The organism is Neisseria sp. Marseille-Q2251 (genome assembly GCF_940793045.1).
In the GTDB taxonomy this organism is placed as follows: Bacteria; Pseudomonadota; Gammaproteobacteria; order Burkholderiales; family Neisseriaceae; genus Neisseria.
This window is the reverse complement of sequence record NZ_CALNWV010000003.1, coordinates 56,557-72,905: the sequence shown is the minus strand read 5'-3', so window position 1 is coordinate 72,905 and position 16,349 is coordinate 56,557. Positions and strand designations below refer to the sequence as shown.

The window sequence follows — 16,349 nt, the reverse complement described above, 5'->3', positions numbered from 1 at the left end:
AAGGTCGTCTGAAAACTGGAAATACAGGTTTTCAGACGACCTTTTTGTATAAACATCAAACAGGTTTTTTGCGGCTGTCTTTTATAGTGGATTAACTTTAAACCAGGACGGCGTTGCCTCGCCTTAGCTCAAAGAGAACGATTCTCTAAGGTGCTGAAGCACCAAGTGAATCGGTTCCGTACTATCTGTACTGTCTGCGGCTTCGTCGCCTTGTCCTGATTTAAATTTAATCCGCTATATCTTTTCAACCCCATCCACCATACTTGCAGTCATCAAAGTCCAGATATGATATAGTCCCTCAACTTTCACTCGTATTTTGAAACGGAGTAAAACCATGACTCAATCCATCCATATCCACAGCATGACCGGCTTTGCCAATGCCGCAGGCGAATGCGGCGGCAAGCGCGTGAACTTGGAAATCCGCGCGGTGAACCACCGCTATCTGGATGTCCAATTCCGTATGCCTGAAGAATTGCGTTATCTGGAAGGCGCGTTGCGCGAGAAAATTGCGGCTTCGGCCGCACGCGGCAAACTGGAATGCCGTATTCAGTTGCAGGACGCGGCAGTCGGCGGGCAGAGTTTGGAAACCAATGAAGAATTGGTGAAACAGTTGTCCGATTTGAACAAAACTTGGCGCAAGGAACACGGTTTCGGCAAGCTGACAGTCGCTGAAGTGTTGCGCTTTCCGGGCGTATTGGCAGGTCAAAGCGAAGACCCTGAGGCTTTGGCGAAAACCGTGCAAGAGCTGTTGGACGAAGCGTTGAAAGAGTTTGCCGCCGCCCGCAAACGCGAAGGCAAAAAACTCGGCGAACATCTGTTGCAACGTTTGGCCAGCATGGAAGAAATCGTGGATGCCTTGAGCGAGCTGTTCCCCAGTCTGCTTCAAGCACATATGGACAAGGTGAACGCGCGTTTGGCGGAAGCGGTTGGCAATATCGACAATGACCGTTTGCAGCAGGAATTTGCGCTGTTTATCCAAAAATCCGATGTTGACGAAGAATTCAGCCGCCTGCGCACGCACATCGCCGAAGTCCGCCGCATCGTTACGGAAAACAAAGGCAGTGCGGGCAAACGCTTGGACTTCCTGATGCAGGAATTGAACCGCGAAGCGAACACGCTGGGCAGCAAAGCAATCGCGGCGGAATGCACGCAGGCTTCGGTCGAACTGAAAGTCTTAATCGAGCAAATGCGCGAGCAGGTTCAAAATATCGAATAAGCCTTCAAAAATAAAGCAAAGGTCGTCTGAAAAGCCATTTTCCGCTTTTCAGACGACCTTTTGCTTAATGGATGCCTAGTTTTGTCCGGGTTTGATGACTTTGGCGCCCTGCTCTGTACCCAAAATCAACACATCCGCGGCGTTGCGGGCGAAGATGCCGTTTTCGAGAACGCCGGTGATGCGGTTGATTTCATCTTCCATAGTCAGCGGACGGTCAATATGCAAGTCATAGACATCAATGATTTGGTTGCCGTGGAAGGTGGTGTAGTTCAGGCGCAATTCTGGCTGTCCGCCCATTGCCAAAAGTTTGCGGGACACCAGCGAACGTGCGCCGGGCAACACTTCTACGGGCAGCGGGAATTTTCCCAAACGCGAAACATATTTGCTCTCGTCGGCGATACAGATGAATTTGTCGGACGCGCTGGCGACAACTTTTTCGTTTAAATGCGCGCCGCCGCCGCCTTTAATCATTTGCAGCATATGGTTCACTTCGTCCGCACCGTCAACATAGACAGCCAGCCCCATCACATCATTCAGCGATACTTCGGGAATGTCGTATTGCGCCATCAGTTCGCTGGACTTTTTAGAAGTCGAAACCGCGCCTTTGATTTTTTTGCCGCTTTTACCCAACGCTTCGATAAACATATTGACGGTCGAGCCGGAGCCGATACCGATGTATTCGTTTTCGGGTACGAATTCCACCGCTTTCTCGGCGGCAATGCGCTTCAATTCGTCTTGAGTAGCCATGATTTCTCCTTAATGGGATGTCGGTTGATGGGCATATGTTAACATTTTCATGCCATTTGTGCTTGCCTGCTTACGCTTTTTCCAGCAACACCGCCGCCTGCGCCTCGATGGCTTCCATGCGCCCCAGATAGCCGAGTTTTTCGTTGGTTTTGCCTTTGATATTGACACAGGTCGTCTGAATCCCCAAATCGGCGGCAATGTTGGCGCGCATGGCGGGAATGTGTGGCGCGAGTTTGGGCTTTTGGGCGATGATGGTCGTGTCCACATTCACAACGCGCCAGCCCAATGCCTGCACGCTTTGATACGCTTCACGCAACAATACGCGGCTGTCGGCATCTTTAAACTCGGCGGCAGTATCGGGAAAATGGCTGCCGATGTCGCCCAAACCCGCCGCGCCAAGTAAAGCGTCAGTAATCGCGTGCAAAAGCGCGTCGGCATCGGAATGGCCGAGCAGGCCTTTTTCAAACGGGATGTTTACGCCGCCGAGAATCAAATCGCGGCCTTCGACGAGTTGGTGGACATCGTAGCCTTGTCCGATGCGGATATTCATGTTTTGTCCTTTTTTCAATGTCAGGTCGTCTGAAAAACGGGTTTCAGACGACCTGCAACAACAGCCTCACAATCAATTCATCCTGCGGCAGCGTCAGCTTCAAATTGCGCGTATCTCCCTGCACCAGCAGCGGCTGAACGCCCAGCTTTTCCACTGCCGACGCTTCGTCTGTAATATCGCTCAAATCCTCTGCCGACAATGCTCGGTGCAATAAGGCCGTCTGAAAAAGCTGCGGGGTTTGCGCCTGCCACAATCCGGCGCGGGAAACGGTTTCGCCGATATGGTTTTTACCATCGGCGCGTTTGAGCGTATCGGCAACGGGTACTGCCAAAATACCCCCCTGCTCTTGTCCGCCCGCTTCCTCAATCAGACGGGTCAACACCTCGGGCGGCAGGCAGCAACGGGCGGCATCGTGAACGAGAATGTCGTCCTGCTCCGCCGCCAAGCCTTGCGCCAGCAATGAGGATACGCCGTTGCGCACCGTTTCGGCACGGCTTGCTCCGCCTACACGAAATACGTGTGTTTTACTGGAAGGGGTCGTCTGAAACGTTTGGTCTTCGGGCGATACGATGACGGCAATCAAATCGATGGCAGGATGGTTTTCAAAAATGTCTATCGTATGCTGCAACACGGTTTTGCCGTTGATTTCAACGTATTGCTTGGGCTTTCCCGCCCCAAAGCGCGTTCCGATACCGGCGGCGGGAATCAGGGCGATATGGCGGCGCGTCATGCTTCGGCTCCGGCTGTTTCGGCTTTGCGCCACAAACAGGCTTCGCCCAAACCGTCCAGATATTGTTCGTGTGCGGCAAGTTCCTCTGCGTTGGCTTTGATGACTTTCAGATGCGCCGGACGCTTGGTTTCGGCAATAATGACCGGTTTGACTTCCTCGTCTTCTTCTTTTTCGCCGCCCATTAAATCAAACTGCTGGCGCGTCATGGCGAGATAAACCTCACCCAAAAGCTCGCAGTCAATCAACGCACCGTGCAGCACGCGCTTGCTGCGGTCGACAGAAAGGCGGTTGCACAAAGCATCCAAACTGGCTTTCTGCCCTGGGAACATTTCCCGCGCCATCGCCAGCGTGTCGGTTACGGTACAGCCAAGTTCCTCAATGGAAGGCAGTCCCATACGGCGGAATTCCATGTTCAGGAAGCCGACGTCAAACTTGGCATTGTGAATAATCAGCTCGGCATCGCGTATAAAATCGGCAATCTGCCGCCCTACTTCGGCAAACGGCGGTGCGTTTTTCTCTTCCAAAACCTCAATGGTCAGGCCGTGCACCTTCGCCGCTTCTTCAGGCATATCGCGTTCGGGATGAACATATAAATGAAGGTTGTTGCCGGTTATTTGGCGGTTGATCATTTCCAGACCGGCAAACTCGACCAAGCGGTCGCCGCCTTCGGCATAAAGGCCCGTGGTTTCGGTATCAAGGATAATCTGGCGTTTGCTCATAGGAATCTTCTGTATAGCGCTCATTGATAAAATGCCTTGAATCATACGCAAGGCTGCTACAAATGTATAGTCAGTAAAGCTCAGGACCTATGTATTTGAATACAATATTTCTTAGAGCATGAATACTGCCCCGACAAGGGATTTTGCTGACAATTTTTCAAACGTATTTATCTTTACATTCCCTCTAAGGCTCATTTTCTCTAAATTCCGAGTAAATCACTCAAGTTTTATCAATTTCAAAAAATTAATTTCTATAAAAATCATTATCTTATTACCTATTCTCATAATAATAACAATTATCATTTGCAAATTTTGAAATTATCCGTATAATGCATTCCATCGAAACGAAATCAACGCGCCACAGAACGAAAGGAGAAGAAAATGCCTGAAAATATTTTCCAGCAAGTCTCTCTCGACATTCTGAGACTGCACCAACATACCATCCGCTCTCTTTTGGCAACCCAGTGTTGCGATGATTGTGAAGTACATGATGCCGTATATGTTACGCTCGATGGTCGTTATTATGTTTGGCTTCCCTGCATGGGTAAATCGGAGCAGCCGCAAACCGGCATCCTCCTGATTGAAGATGAAGACAGCCATTCCCGTTTAAGCTGGGTCGCCAGCACTCGGGAGGTCAAACAAAAAGACAGTTTGTACAGCCGCGTCGTTTCCGTTTTACAACGCAAAATGCAGAAGGCAAAAGAAAAGTTTATTCATGCGTCTGATGCCCGTTTGCTTGAACTGACACCGCAGCAAGGTCGCTTGACGACCAAAAGCAAAGATTTGTCGCTTTCACCCTATGATTTGATGAAGGCACTTTATCCGGCAACCCATCAACGTCAATTAGAGGAGTTCGCCCTGTAACAGTTTTGGTAGTGGTTTGTGTTCCTTTTGCGCCCCTTAAAATTAAAGGGGCGATTTTTTTTGCCTGCAACTCAACATGGCTTCCATCAAACCAATCAAAAAAGGTCGTCTGAAATCGGATTCAAACTTCAAATCCGGTTTCAGACGACCTTTTGTCTATTGCCGTTTACTTGCCTGCTTCAGATGAAGACAGGTTTTCCGGCAACATGTCCTGCTCGTCAAAATCAGGCTCAGGCTCGTTTTGCAACACCTTGCCATTCAATTTCAATTCGTTGTTTTGCAGGGTCAGATGGGTTTTGATATTGTTTTCTTCTAAAGTCAGGTATTGCTCCTGCGCCATACTTTTCACAGTGCTGTCCACCATCAGACGCAGCGTTTCATTGATATCTTCAATTCCTGCGCGTCCAGCTTCTTCATCTTCGGCATTGACGCTAAACAGGCTGCGCGCTTGGTTGATTGCCATCTGCTCCAACAGTTTTTTCGGAACGCTCACATTGAAATCGGCATGGGTTTTTTTCAACATTTCGCTGAGGCTGTTCAAATCTTTTGCCGCCAAGCCTTTAAAGGCTAGTTTACCGCTGACATCCACTTGACCTTGCGGCATGATGAATTTGAATGTCTTGACATTCAGCACCGGATCATTGGTGAATAAACCCGAAGCTTCGTTTTTGGCGGTTTGGAGCAAGGCGTTTTGGATCTCTTCCTCGCTCATTTTCTTATTGGCGACTTCGGCAAGCTTGGATTTTAAAGCCTGCAAACCTTTGCCGTCCAAATGCTCTGCTGCCACATTGATATCCAACGGACCATATTTATCTTCGCCATAAACCAGCTCTTCAAATTGGAACCGTCCTTCGCTGTTGATGAACTTATCAACTTCGTTGGTATTGGTATCGAATTTCAGTTTGCTGACTTCGATTTTGGAAGGCGCGATACTGCCGGTCGGATTGACAAATGCCCCGATTTGCAGATTGGTCACAAGATTGATCAGCTCGTTCAGCTTGACGTTGTAATCAATATTTTCTTTCCATTGCAGCAGGAATTTATCCAAAGTAATGCTGCTTTTGCCCAAGGAAAGCTTGTTGAGTCCGTCTGAAGTCTCAGATTGGAAATGTAGGTTTTCCATCGAAACATCGCCCTTGTCCGCCAGCTTGAGCTGCAAAGACGGAGCGGTATAATCATGACGGTAGCTTTGGAAATCTTTTTCGTAATCGGTGTTGCCGCTCAAGCCTTTCCAGCTGAGCTTGATGCCGGACAACTCTTCATAGTCGAAAGCCGGAACGCTGAGTTGAAGCTTGCCGCTTCCTCCGAAATAAATCGTATTGCTCATGGTCAACGGAGCTTGTTGGCCAAAGAAGCGAGACAATACTTTTTCGGTTTCCGGATGGTATTTAAACTCTGTTTCCACATGAGCCTGAGTACCGAAACCGCCGGCAAACGGCCCATGGCTGATATGGTTCACAACCGTAATCGGCTCTTGCAAGACGGTTTTCAGATTATCAGGCAGATATTGCTGGGTATTTTGAAGCAATGTCGGTTTCAGGCGTATGACCGTAGTTTCGGTCGCACCGAACCAGCCCCGATCATATTGGTGGGATTCTACGGTTAAAAAACCTGATTCCTGCAACAGTTTTTGTTGTGCAGTCAGGGTTTCTTCTGCTTTGATGCCGAAGTAGTAAGGCGCACCGAGGCCCGCGGCGATGGCTACGGCTACGGTCGAAATAAGATACTTTTTCATTGCTACAAACAGATAGGTTGAAAGCGATAAGAATAGCATTTTTTGACCGATTTGTCTTTTGGGTAGCTTAGACGGTACAAATTAGTCCATATTTGGTACTTTTCCATCCTCATGAACCAGCTGCTTATGTTCCATTATTCCAAGCGTTCTGATTTATAATCGGGTCGTCTGAAAACCTGCCCACTACCACCCGCCCCATGACCACGGACTTCGACATCCCCCTTTTCCTTAAAAACCTGCCCAACCTGCCCGGCGTATACCGTTTTTTCGACGAAGGCGGCAACGTCTTATACGTCGGCAAAGCGGTCAACCTCAAGCGGCGTGTATCCGGTTATTTCCAGAAAAACGACCATTCCCCGCGCATCGCATTGATGGTGAAACAGATTCACCACATCGAAACCACCATCACCCGCTCCGAAGCCGAAGCCCTGATTCTCGAAAACAACTTCATCAAAGCCCTGTCGCCGAAATACAATATCCTTTTCCGCGACGACAAAAGCTATCCCTACCTCATGCTCAGTGGGCATCAATATCCGCAGATGGCGTATTACCGCGGCACGCTGAAAAAGCCGAACCAATACTTCGGCCCCTATCCCAACAGCAACGCTGTGCGCGACAGCATCCAAGTTCTGCAAAAAGTCTTCATGCTGCGCACCTGCGAAGACAGCGTGTTCGAACACCGCGACCGTCCTTGCCTGCTGTACCAAATCAAACGCTGCACCGCGCCCTGCGTCGGCCACATCAGCGAAGAAGACTACCGCGACAGCGTGCGCCAAGCCGCCACTTTTCTCAACGGCAAAACCGACGAACTGACCCGCACCCTGCAACAGAAAATGCAGACTGCCGCCGCCAACCTGCAATTTGAAGAAGCTGCCCGCTACCGCGACCAAATCCAAGCGCTAGGCATCATGCAGAGCAACCAGTTCATCGACAGCAAAAACCCCAACAACCCCAACGACATCGACCTGCTCGCGCTTGCCGTTTCAGACGGCCTCGTCTGCGTACACTGGGTCAGCATACGCGGCGGGCGGCACGTCGGCGACAAAAGCTTCTTCCCCGACACCAAAAACGACCCCGAACCAAACGGACAAGACTACGCCGAAGCCTTCGTCGCCCAACACTATCTGGGCAAAAGCAAACCCGACATTATCATCAGCAACTTCCCCGTACCCGACGCATTGAAAGAAGCTTTAGAGGGCGAACATGGCAAACAAATGCAGTTCGTAACCAAAACCATAGGCGAACGCAAAGTCTGGCTGAAAATGGCGGAACAAAACGCACAGATGGCGATTGCCCAACGCCGCCTGCAACAAAGCAGCCAGCAACACCGCATCGACGAGTTGGCAAAAATCCTGAACATGAATTCAGACGACCTCAACCGCCTCGAATGCTTCGACATCAGCCACACCCAAGGCGAAGCCACCATCGCCTCCTGCGTCGTGTACGACGAACAAAACATCCAACCCTCGCAATACCGCCGCTACAACATCACCACCGCCAAACCCGGCGACGACTACGCCGCCATGCGCGAAGTCCTCACCCGCCGCTACGGCAAAATGCAGGAAGCCGAAGCCAACGGCGAGGCCGTCAAATGGCCGGATGTCGTATTGATTGACGGAGGCAAAGGACAAATCGGCATCGCCGTATCCGTATGGGAAGAACTCGGGCTGCACATCCCCTTGGTCGGCATCGCCAAAGGCCCCGAACGCAAAGCCGGCATGGAAGAACTTATCCTCCCGTTCACCGGCGAAACCTTCCGCCTGCCCCCGCACAGCCCCGCCCTGCACCTCCTGCAAACCGTGCGCGACGAATCCCACCGCTTCGCCATCACCGGCCACCGCAAAAAACGCGACAAAGCCCGCGTTACCTCCTCCCTCAGCGATATCCCCGGCGTAGGCAGCAAACGCCGCCAAGCCCTGCTCACCCGCTTCGGCGGCCTGCGCGGCGTCGTTGCCGCCAGCAAAGAAGATTTGGAACAAGTCGAAGGCATCAGCAAGGCATTGGCGGAGACCATTTACGAGCATCTGCATTAAACGATGGGATGAATAAAGCAAGAGGTCGTCTGAAAAGTTTTCAGACGACCTCTTGTTATTCTCTACACCACATCAAAAACAATATTTTTTTAAAACCTTATTAGGAACATATTGATAAATATCCCGAAATTCTTTCTTTACCGCGCCTGAAGCAGGATTCAGCTTCTCATTTCGTACCAATTTTATTTTATCTTTGGTTACTTCCGACAACGATGCAGCGGTATAGCGGTATTCCCGATGCGAACCTGCCGTCAAACGGTCTCGGGTAAATTCATATTGGTATTTATCCTGTCCCGTTTCCCCATAAAAATCAACATCCATCCTGCAACGTCCTTGCGGTTGGGCAAACAATACCAACCCGCTTCCCTCCGGACTCAATTCAAAATCCGTCAAATCCCTTTCATAAACTTTTTTCCATTGGGAATGATGACTTTGAGCAGCAAGTAAACCCGAGCTCAAACATAAAACTGAAACCAATAAACCCTTAGCGACATTCATACGATTACACCTAAATTTGAAGAGCCTATGATTAAAACAAAGAACTGAAAATAATACAATTGGATTTCAATCGACTCAATCCCGCTCATCAAACAAACCGACATCGAACAAATCCGGTTCGCTCACCCGCCCGCGGCAATCGACCTTAATGTCCTCGTGAACCCGACAGCAACACGGCAGAATCTCGCCGGGTGCGACAAACGCCAGCGGGAAATCGTCGTAAGACACCCTGCCGTCCAATATTTTGACGCGGCAGGAGCCGCAATAGCCGCTGCGGCACTGGTATTCGACCTCATGGCCGGTGCGCTCCAAGCCCTCCAATAAGGTTTCGCCCTCTTGAAGCTCGAAGGTTTTGTCGTGTGTACTGATGAGTGCCATTGTTATCTGTTTAAGCGGGAAAGGCCGTCTGTACGGCGTAACCGAAATCTTTGATTTCGTTTCTACACCTGTTCAGACGACCTCTGATGATGGAAATGCGGAAAACCGCCAAGTTTGATTACAGTTCGAAATCGCCCAAATCGTCCGCGCTGACTTCCGAATCGATCTGACCGATTAAGTAAGAAGAAATTTCCACTTCCTGCGGCGCGACCTGCACGTTATCGGACGACAGCCACGCGTTAATCCACGGAATCGGGTTTTGGGTGGCACCTTCGAATCCGGCGGGCAGACCGACCGCCTGCATACGCAGGTTGGTGATGTATTCGACATATTGCGCCAAAATTTCCTTATTCAGACCAATCATCGAACCGTCTTTAAACAGATAGGCCGCCCATTCTTTTTCCTGCTCCGCCGCTTTTTTGAAGAGTTTGAAACATTCGTCCTGCAATTCGACGGCGATTTCCGCCATTTCAGGGTCGTCTGAACCGGCGCGCATCAGGTTGAGCATATGCTGGGTGCTGGTCAGGTGTAGGGCTTCATCGCGGGCAATCAGTTTGATGATTTTGGCGTTGCCTTCCATCAACTCGCGCTCGGCAAAGGCAAACGAGCAGGCGAATGAAACGTAGAAACGGATGGCCTCCAACACATTGACGCACATCAGGCAGAGATAGAGCTTTTTCTTCAACTCGCGCAAAGACACGGTAACGAGCTTGCCGCCGACATTGTGCGTTCCTTCGCCCAACAGGTTGTAATACTGAGTATATTCGATTAAATCATCGTAATAGCAGGCGATGTCTTCGGCGCGGGCGATGATGTATTCGTTCTGCACGATGTCGTCGAACACGACCGACGGATCATTCACGATATTGCGGATAATGTGGGTATAGCTGCGCGAGTGGATGGTTTCGCTGAAGCTCCACGTTTCAATCCAAGTTTCCAACTCGGGAATCGACACCAAAGGTAGTAAGGCAACATTCGGGCTACGGCCTTGGATGGAGTCAAGCAAGGTTTGGTATTTCAGATTGCTGATGAAAATGTGTTTTTCGTGTTCGGGCAGGTTGGCGTAGTCGATACGGTCGCGCGACACGTCGATTTCTTCCGGCCGCCAGAAGAAAGACAGTTGTTTTTCAATCAGTTTTTCAAATACTTCGTATTTCTGCTGATCATAACGGGCAACATTCACCGGCTGACCGAAAAACATCGGCTCTTTAAGCGCGTCGTTTTTGGTTTTGGAGAAGGTGCTGTATGACATGACTAGGTGTTCGCAGGACATGGCTGTTTTCTCAGGTTGATTTAAATCTAAAAGTAGGATAGGCGACTTCTAGGCTATGCGAAGCAGATAGGTCGTCTGAAAATTTTTATTTTGAGCCTTATTGCAATCGTGGTACAATTTGTCTCAACAAAACGCATGAGCAGGCATGAAACCATTTCAGCGTTTGTCCGGCCTTTTTAGGCTACTAGCCCAAGAGCAGTTATAAAGCGAAGCCTGTACTGACAACCCTTGCTTTTAAGTGAGGGTTGTTTTACTTTGGGCGTTTGATTCTCTTATTGACCAATGTATTATGTAATAACACAAAGAAACCGACCGGTTTTCTCCTTACTTTTGTTCCGTGATTTTCTTTGTAATCCCCATCCCGTATATATGCACTATTAATGTAAATATGTACATCATGTTTTGGAGATTTGGCTCTTTGAAGTGAAAAGTAAATTTCATAATCTACTTTTTTACCGTTTTTATCCGTTACTGATATGGTCAGAAACTTATCGTCAGCCGAAGTGAAATAACATTTGTTTCTACTAATTTCACGCATAATTTGCGGCAACATTTTTGAAACCTGGTAGCGCTCGAAACAAAAAATTCGTGTTTCTTTAGCCGTTACATAATGCAATGCAGATTCAATATCTGATAACTTTTCTCCCTTACGTTTATTTTCACCTCTTGTAAAACAATGTGTACTAAACTCGATAATACAGCGGTATCGTTTTTCCGCCGTACCATCACTTTTAGCAGGTTGAATATAGTCACAAGAAAACGCAGTTAAATGCGTTAGATCATATTCAATACCTTGATAATCAAATTTAGGAAAGGCTTTCAATTACTTCACCAAAGCCCTTATCAAATCTTACAAGCCCCGCCCGCGCAGCCGTCATCCTGAATATCGGTCTGCGTATCGTCCGCGCCGTCACGGGTGTTGTGGTAGTACAGGGTTTTGACGCCGTATTTGTAGGCGGTCAGCAGGTCTTTGAGCATTTGTTTCATGGAAACTTTGTTGCCTTCAAATTTGCCCGGGTCGTAGGCAGTGTTGGCGGAAATCGCCTGATCGACGAATTTTTGCATCACGCCGACAAGTTTCAGATAACCTTCGTTACCCGGAAGCTGCCACAGGGTTTCGTAGGCGTCTTTCAGGGTTTCAAACTCCGGCACGACCTGTTTCAGGATGCCGTCTTTCGATGCTTTGACCGTTACCAGTCCGCGCGGCGGCTCGATGCCGTTAGTGGCGTTGGCGATTTGCGAGCTGGTTTCAGACGGCATGAGTGCGGTCAGGGTGGAGTTGCGCAGACCGTATTTGACGATGTCGGCGCGCAGGCTTTCCCAGTCGCACAATAGCGGTTCGCTGCATACGGCATCCAAGTCTTTTTTGTAGGTGTCGATGGGCAGTTTGCCTTGCGAATAAACGGTTTGGTTGAACAGCGGGCATGCGCCGTATTCTTTGGCAAGGTTCACCGACGCTTTGAGCAGGTAATACTGCATGGCTTCAAAGGTGCGGTGGGTCAGGCCGAGCGCGGAATCGTCGCTGTAACGGACGCCGTTTTTCGCCAGATAGTAGGCGTAGTTGATGACGCCGATGCCGAGCGTGCGGCGGTTCATGGTCGCGGTGCGGGCGGCTTCGACCGGATAGTCTTGATAATCCAGCAAGGCATCAAGTGCGCGCACGGTCAAATCGGCAAGCCCTTCCAGCTCGTCCAAGCTGTTTAATGCGCCCAAGTTGAAGGCAGACAAGGTACACAGGGCGATTTCGCCGTTCGGGTCGTTGATGTTGTCCAGCGGTTTGGTCGGCAAGGCGATTTCCATGCACAGGTTGGACTGGTGCACGGGCGCGACGCGTGGGTCAAACGGGCTGTGCGTGTTGCAGTGGTCAACGTTTTGGATGTAGATGCGTCCCGTTCCGGCGCGTTCCTGCATCAGCGTGGAGAACAAATCAGTAGCCGACAAGGTACGCTTGCGGATATTCGGGTCTTGCTCGTATTTCGTGTAGAGACGCTCGAATTCGTCTTGGTCGGCAAAAAATGCGTCGTACAGACCGGGGACTTCGTTAGGCGAGAACAGCGTGATGTTGCCGCCTTTAATTAGGCGGGTGTACAGCAGGCGGTTGATTTGTACGCCGTAATCAAGCTGGCGGATGCGGTTGTCTTCAACGCCGCGGTTGTTTTTCAACACCAACAGGCTTTCGGCTTCGATGTGCCACAAAGGGTAGAACAAAGTTGCCGCGCCGCCGCGCACGCCGCCTTGCGAGCAGGATTTGACCGCCGCTTGGAACATTTTGAAAAACGGAATGCAGCCGGTATGTTGCGCTTCGCCGCCGCGGATTTCACTGCCTAAGCCGCGGATACGTCCGGCGTTGATACCGATGCCCGCACGTTGGGAAACGTATTTCACAATCGCGCTAGTGGTGGCGTTGATGGAATCCAGACTGTCGTCGCATTCAATCAATACGCAGCTTGAGAATTGGCGCGTAGGCGTGCGCACGCCGCTCATAATCGGAGTAGGTAACGATACTTTAAATGTGGAAACGGCGTCGTAAAAGCGTTTGACGTAATCCAAGCGCGTCTCTTGCGGGTATTTGCTGAAGAGACACATTGCCACCAAAATGTATAAGAACTGCGGTGTTTCATAAATCTGGCGGGTAACTCGGTTCTGCACCAGATATTTGCCTTCGAGCTGCTTCACAGCAGCGTAGGAAAAGGTCATGTCGCGGCTGTGGTCGATATAGGCATTCAGCTCGTCAAACTCTTCGCGGCTGTAATCTTCGATGATGTGGCGGTCGTATTTGCCCGCATCGGTGAGTTTTTTAACGTGGTCAAAGAGATGCGGCGGTTCGAACTCGCCGTAAGCGATTTTGCGCAGGTGGAAAATCGCCAGACGCGCGGCGAGATATTGATAATCGGGCGTATCCTGCGAAATCAGGTCGGCAGCCGCCTTGATGATGGTTTCGTGGATGTCGTCGGTGCGGATGCCGTTGTAAAACTGGATGTGCGATTTGAGCTCGACTTGCGATACGGAAACGTTTTTCAAGCCTTCCGCCGCCCAAGTAACGACGCGGTGGATTTTGTCTAAGTCGAGATTTTCCAAACGTCCGTCGCGCTTGGTTACTTTCAAATCAGTCGGTGCATTCATCGTGAGCTTTCTCCATCCTGAAACACAAGATACAGTATGTATTAATATCGAGTGGCACAATATAGTGTATTTTTCGTCGCTTATCCAGTCTTGACAAGCCCGTTGTTTTGAAATCGGGCTTTTCCCAATTTTCTTTCAGACGACCTCTTTCCCTATGATTCAAGCCTTACCGCAAAAATGTGTTTTTTAGCATCAAAACCCTCATTCGGCTATGCACTTATGAAATAAGGCAAATTCGGATTTGTGTTAAATTTTGAAAATAAACAACATGACATTGAATGACATATGCAAAATAAGGTCGTCTGAAACGTGATAATTCATGCAGTTTATTATTTTCTCTGTTTGATAATATGTAATGGAAGATGGGTTTCGTCAAAATGCTTTAAATACCCCGCTTGCTTTTTCAGACGACCCATTCTGCCAAATTTCCTTTTTACAAAAGCCATGAATATAATGAAATGCACCCTTTAAATAAACAGGAGTCCGCCATGTTACTGAGAAAAAGCCTTATTCCCGCCCTGTCTGCAGCACTGATACTGGGTTTTGCAACCCAACCTGCCGATGCAGCCGTCCACAAACACCATAAGCCCCACCACACTCAAACCAAAGCCAAACAAAGCAAACTACATCCTGTCTGCAAAAAATATCTTGACCGTCGCGCTGCATGGTATAAATCCAAAGGCAACAAAGCCGAGCTGAAAGAAAACGTCAAAGCCCGGAAAGCCTTCCGCCAACTGCCCTATAAAGAACAACGCATCCAATGCCAAGCGGCTTATGAAGCATTTGATGATTTCGACCACAGCAAATTCCGTCGCTAAAACGGATAAAGGTCGTCTGAAAAAACCAAACTGCACCCAAAAGTTGGATATTCCATCCAAACATACGGGTGCAGTTTTTATGACCAAAGTTACGCTTCAAATAACAAACCACATCCCATTATTTATACAGTCGCATAAGGCAACGCAGATGGAGGGCTTCTTTGCGGTATTAAACGAAATGCTCCTACCGTTCAGGAGAATTGACGGTGGACGAATATAATTGTATGGATTACTGCATCTGGGAGCGTTACAGTTTGAAAGTGAAAAAAGCTGGGCCCTGTCGTATACAGAACCCAGCTTATATAGAACGCCTAAATAGGGTTTTATTAGTGCCCAAGATTTGGACGCAGCCCGGTTTTTCAGACGACCTTTTGACTGTTACGCAAGTTTGATTCGGAAAATTAACGCTCGCTCAATGCCTGTTTCATACGGGTAATCGGTTTGATCAGGTATTGGAAGATGGTTTTTTCTCCGGTTTTAATGTCCACTGTGGCAACCATGCCCGGAATAATCGGCATGTCTTTACCATTTTTGTCTTTCAGGGCGTTGTTCTCAGTTTGGACGATGACTCGGTAGTAAACTTGGTTGGGGTCGAGCTTCAGATCGTTGGCACGGCTTTGCATGGAGTTGCTGACGGTATCTGCGCCGACAAGGGTAACTTTGCCTTCCAATCCGCCATAGATGGAGTAGTCATATGCGCTGACTTTGACCAGTGCGGGCTGTCCTGCGCGGACGAAGGCGATGTCTTGCGGACGGATATAGGCTTCGACAAGGAGTTTGTCGTCAACGGGGACGATTTGCATGATTTCTTCGCCCGGGTTGACTACGCCGCCGATGGTATTGATTTTGATGTTTTTGACGATGCCGCGCATGGGGGAGCGGATTTGGGAGCGGTCAACCGGGTCGGCGCGCATGGCCATGTTTTCTTTGGATTGCGCCAGCTCGGATTCGGATTGCACGAGTTCGTTGTTGGCATCTGTTCTGTAACGGTTGCGGCGTTCGGCAATTTGCAGGGTCAGATCGCTGGATTCGCGGCGCATTTTGAGGAGTTCGACTTCGGACATAACGCCTTGTGCCACCATAGGCGCAGTAATGGCGATTTCGCGATCAAGCGCCGCTTTGCTTTGTACCAGACTTTGTACGGCATCGGTCATGGCTTGGCGGCGGGCGTTATATGCGGCGGTTTCGCGGCGGCGGAGTTCGGGGCTGACGCTGTTGGGGAACGTGAGTTTGCCGCCGTAAGCTTCGGCTTTCAGGCGGGCGATAGTGGCCTCGAGGTTTTGGACTTTGGCCTCGCTCTCGCGCAATACGGCAAGACTGCGCGTATCGTCGAGCTTCAGCAGGATTTGGTCTTTTTCGACCAAATCGCCTTCTTTAACCATCATTTGGGTAATGACACCGGCGTCCAGGCTTTGGATGACTTGTTCACGGCTGCTGGGGATAACGTTGCCGTTGCCGCGGGTTACTTCTTCAACGGTGCTGTTGTATGCCCATACGACAAAGACGACGAGCAGCAGGAAAAACAGGATGATGACCCAAAATTGGCCGCTGTGTTTTTCTTTTTGCAAGGCTGCATTCAAATCGTTAATGAGATGCAGGTCTTTGGATTTAACGTTGTTTTCGCTCATAATGATGAATCTTCGGTATCTGTTTGTTGTTTTCAAA

15 protein-coding genes are annotated in these 16,349 nt (G+C 49.6%); 4 read left to right on the top strand and 11 right to left on the bottom strand.

Annotated elements, in window-relative coordinates; genetic code table 11:
* The first annotated feature begins 334 nt into the window (after window positions 1-334).
* Window positions 335-1,216 (top strand): YicC/YloC family endoribonuclease, encoded by an 882-nt coding sequence (locus AAG834_RS02295; protein ID WP_009311742.1) that lies wholly within the window; start codon window positions 335-337, stop codon window positions 1,214-1,216.
* Between the two features lie 75 nt (window positions 1,217-1,291).
* On the opposite strand, the gene rpiA is transcribed toward AAG834_RS02295, so the two are convergent.
* The 4 genes from rpiA to dnaQ all read right to left on the bottom strand — a co-directional run bounded on the left by rpiA (window position 1,292) and on the right by dnaQ (window position 3,962).
* Complete coding sequence (gene rpiA, locus AAG834_RS02290) at window positions 1,292-1,963, bottom strand: ribose-5-phosphate isomerase RpiA (RefSeq protein WP_039410379.1); 672 nt, start codon at window positions 1,961-1,963, stop codon at window positions 1,292-1,294.
* 70 nt (window positions 1,964-2,033) lie between these two features.
* Window positions 2,034-2,513, bottom strand: coding sequence for a 2-C-methyl-D-erythritol 2,4-cyclodiphosphate synthase (ispF, locus tag AAG834_RS02285; RefSeq protein ID WP_045073373.1), 480 nt, complete (start codon window positions 2,511-2,513; stop codon window positions 2,034-2,036).
* A 43-nt stretch (window positions 2,514-2,556) separates the two neighbouring features.
* On the bottom strand, window positions 2,557-3,243 hold the full coding sequence (ispD, locus tag AAG834_RS02280) for a 2-C-methyl-D-erythritol 4-phosphate cytidylyltransferase (RefSeq protein ID WP_342031118.1): 687 nt from the start codon (window positions 3,241-3,243) through the stop codon (window positions 2,557-2,559).
* Window positions 3,240-3,962 (bottom strand): DNA polymerase III subunit epsilon, encoded by a 723-nt coding sequence (dnaQ, locus tag AAG834_RS02275; RefSeq protein WP_040668088.1) that lies wholly within the window; start codon window positions 3,960-3,962, stop codon window positions 3,240-3,242. The genes ispD and dnaQ overlap by 4 nt, the downstream gene beginning before the upstream one ends.
* Before the next feature lie 381 nt (window positions 3,963-4,343).
* On the opposite strand from dnaQ, the gene AAG834_RS02270 reads away from it, so the two are divergent.
* Window positions 4,344-4,826 (top strand): hypothetical protein, encoded by a 483-nt coding sequence (locus tag AAG834_RS02270; protein ID WP_009311747.1) that lies wholly within the window; start codon window positions 4,344-4,346, stop codon window positions 4,824-4,826.
* A gap of 166 nt (window positions 4,827-4,992) precedes the next feature.
* On the opposite strand, the gene AAG834_RS02265 is transcribed toward AAG834_RS02270, so the two are convergent.
* Window positions 4,993-6,561: a YdgA family protein gene (locus tag AAG834_RS02265; RefSeq protein ID WP_049224778.1), complete on the bottom strand. Its 1,569-nt coding sequence runs from the start codon at window positions 6,559-6,561 to the stop codon at window positions 4,993-4,995.
* Between the two features lie 197 nt (window positions 6,562-6,758).
* Between AAG834_RS02265 and uvrC the strand changes: the two genes are divergently transcribed.
* The gene (gene uvrC / locus AAG834_RS02260) at window positions 6,759-8,594 is read left to right on the top strand and encodes an excinuclease ABC subunit UvrC (RefSeq protein ID WP_342031117.1); all 1,836 of its coding nucleotides are present in this window, start codon (window positions 6,759-6,761) and stop codon (window positions 8,592-8,594) included.
* Between the two features lie 72 nt (window positions 8,595-8,666).
* Here the strand turns inward: uvrC and AAG834_RS02255 are convergent, their stop codons facing one another.
* From AAG834_RS02255 to nrdA, 5 genes are all read right to left on the bottom strand, one after another.
* The gene (locus AAG834_RS02255) at window positions 8,667-9,092 is read right to left on the bottom strand and encodes a hypothetical protein (RefSeq protein ID WP_070602889.1); all 426 of its coding nucleotides are present in this window, start codon (window positions 9,090-9,092) and stop codon (window positions 8,667-8,669) included.
* 75 nt (window positions 9,093-9,167) lie between these two features.
* Window positions 9,168-9,470 carry a class I ribonucleotide reductase maintenance protein YfaE gene (gene yfaE / locus AAG834_RS02250; RefSeq protein ID WP_045073660.1) on the bottom strand — a complete coding sequence of 101 codons (303 nt, stop codon included), beginning with the start codon at window positions 9,468-9,470 and terminating at the stop codon, window positions 9,168-9,170.
* Between the two features lie 118 nt (window positions 9,471-9,588).
* Window positions 9,589-10,722, bottom strand: a complete 1,134-nt coding sequence (gene nrdB / locus AAG834_RS02245) for a class Ia ribonucleoside-diphosphate reductase subunit beta (RefSeq protein WP_003756859.1) — start codon at window positions 10,720-10,722, stop codon at window positions 9,589-9,591.
* A gap of 271 nt (window positions 10,723-10,993) precedes the next feature.
* On the bottom strand, window positions 10,994-11,566 hold the full coding sequence (locus tag AAG834_RS02240; protein ID WP_003778487.1) for a hypothetical protein: 573 nt from the start codon (window positions 11,564-11,566) through the stop codon (window positions 10,994-10,996).
* 20 nt (window positions 11,567-11,586) lie between these two features.
* The gene (gene nrdA / locus AAG834_RS02235; protein WP_003756856.1) at window positions 11,587-13,866 is read right to left on the bottom strand and encodes a class 1a ribonucleoside-diphosphate reductase subunit alpha; all 2,280 of its coding nucleotides are present in this window, start codon (window positions 13,864-13,866) and stop codon (window positions 11,587-11,589) included.
* A gap of 488 nt (window positions 13,867-14,354) precedes the next feature.
* On the opposite strand from nrdA, the gene AAG834_RS02230 reads away from it, so the two are divergent.
* Entirely contained in the window at window positions 14,355-14,684 is a 330-nt protein-coding gene (locus AAG834_RS02230) for a stress response protein (RefSeq protein ID WP_342031116.1), read from the top strand.
* 401 nt (window positions 14,685-15,085) lie between these two features.
* Here AAG834_RS02230 and AAG834_RS02225 read toward each other — a convergent pair whose 3' ends face one another.
* Entirely contained in the window at window positions 15,086-16,312 is a 1,227-nt protein-coding gene (locus AAG834_RS02225; RefSeq protein WP_003756845.1) for an HlyD family type I secretion periplasmic adaptor subunit, read from the bottom strand.
* Between the last annotated feature and the right edge of the window lie 37 nt (window positions 16,313-16,349).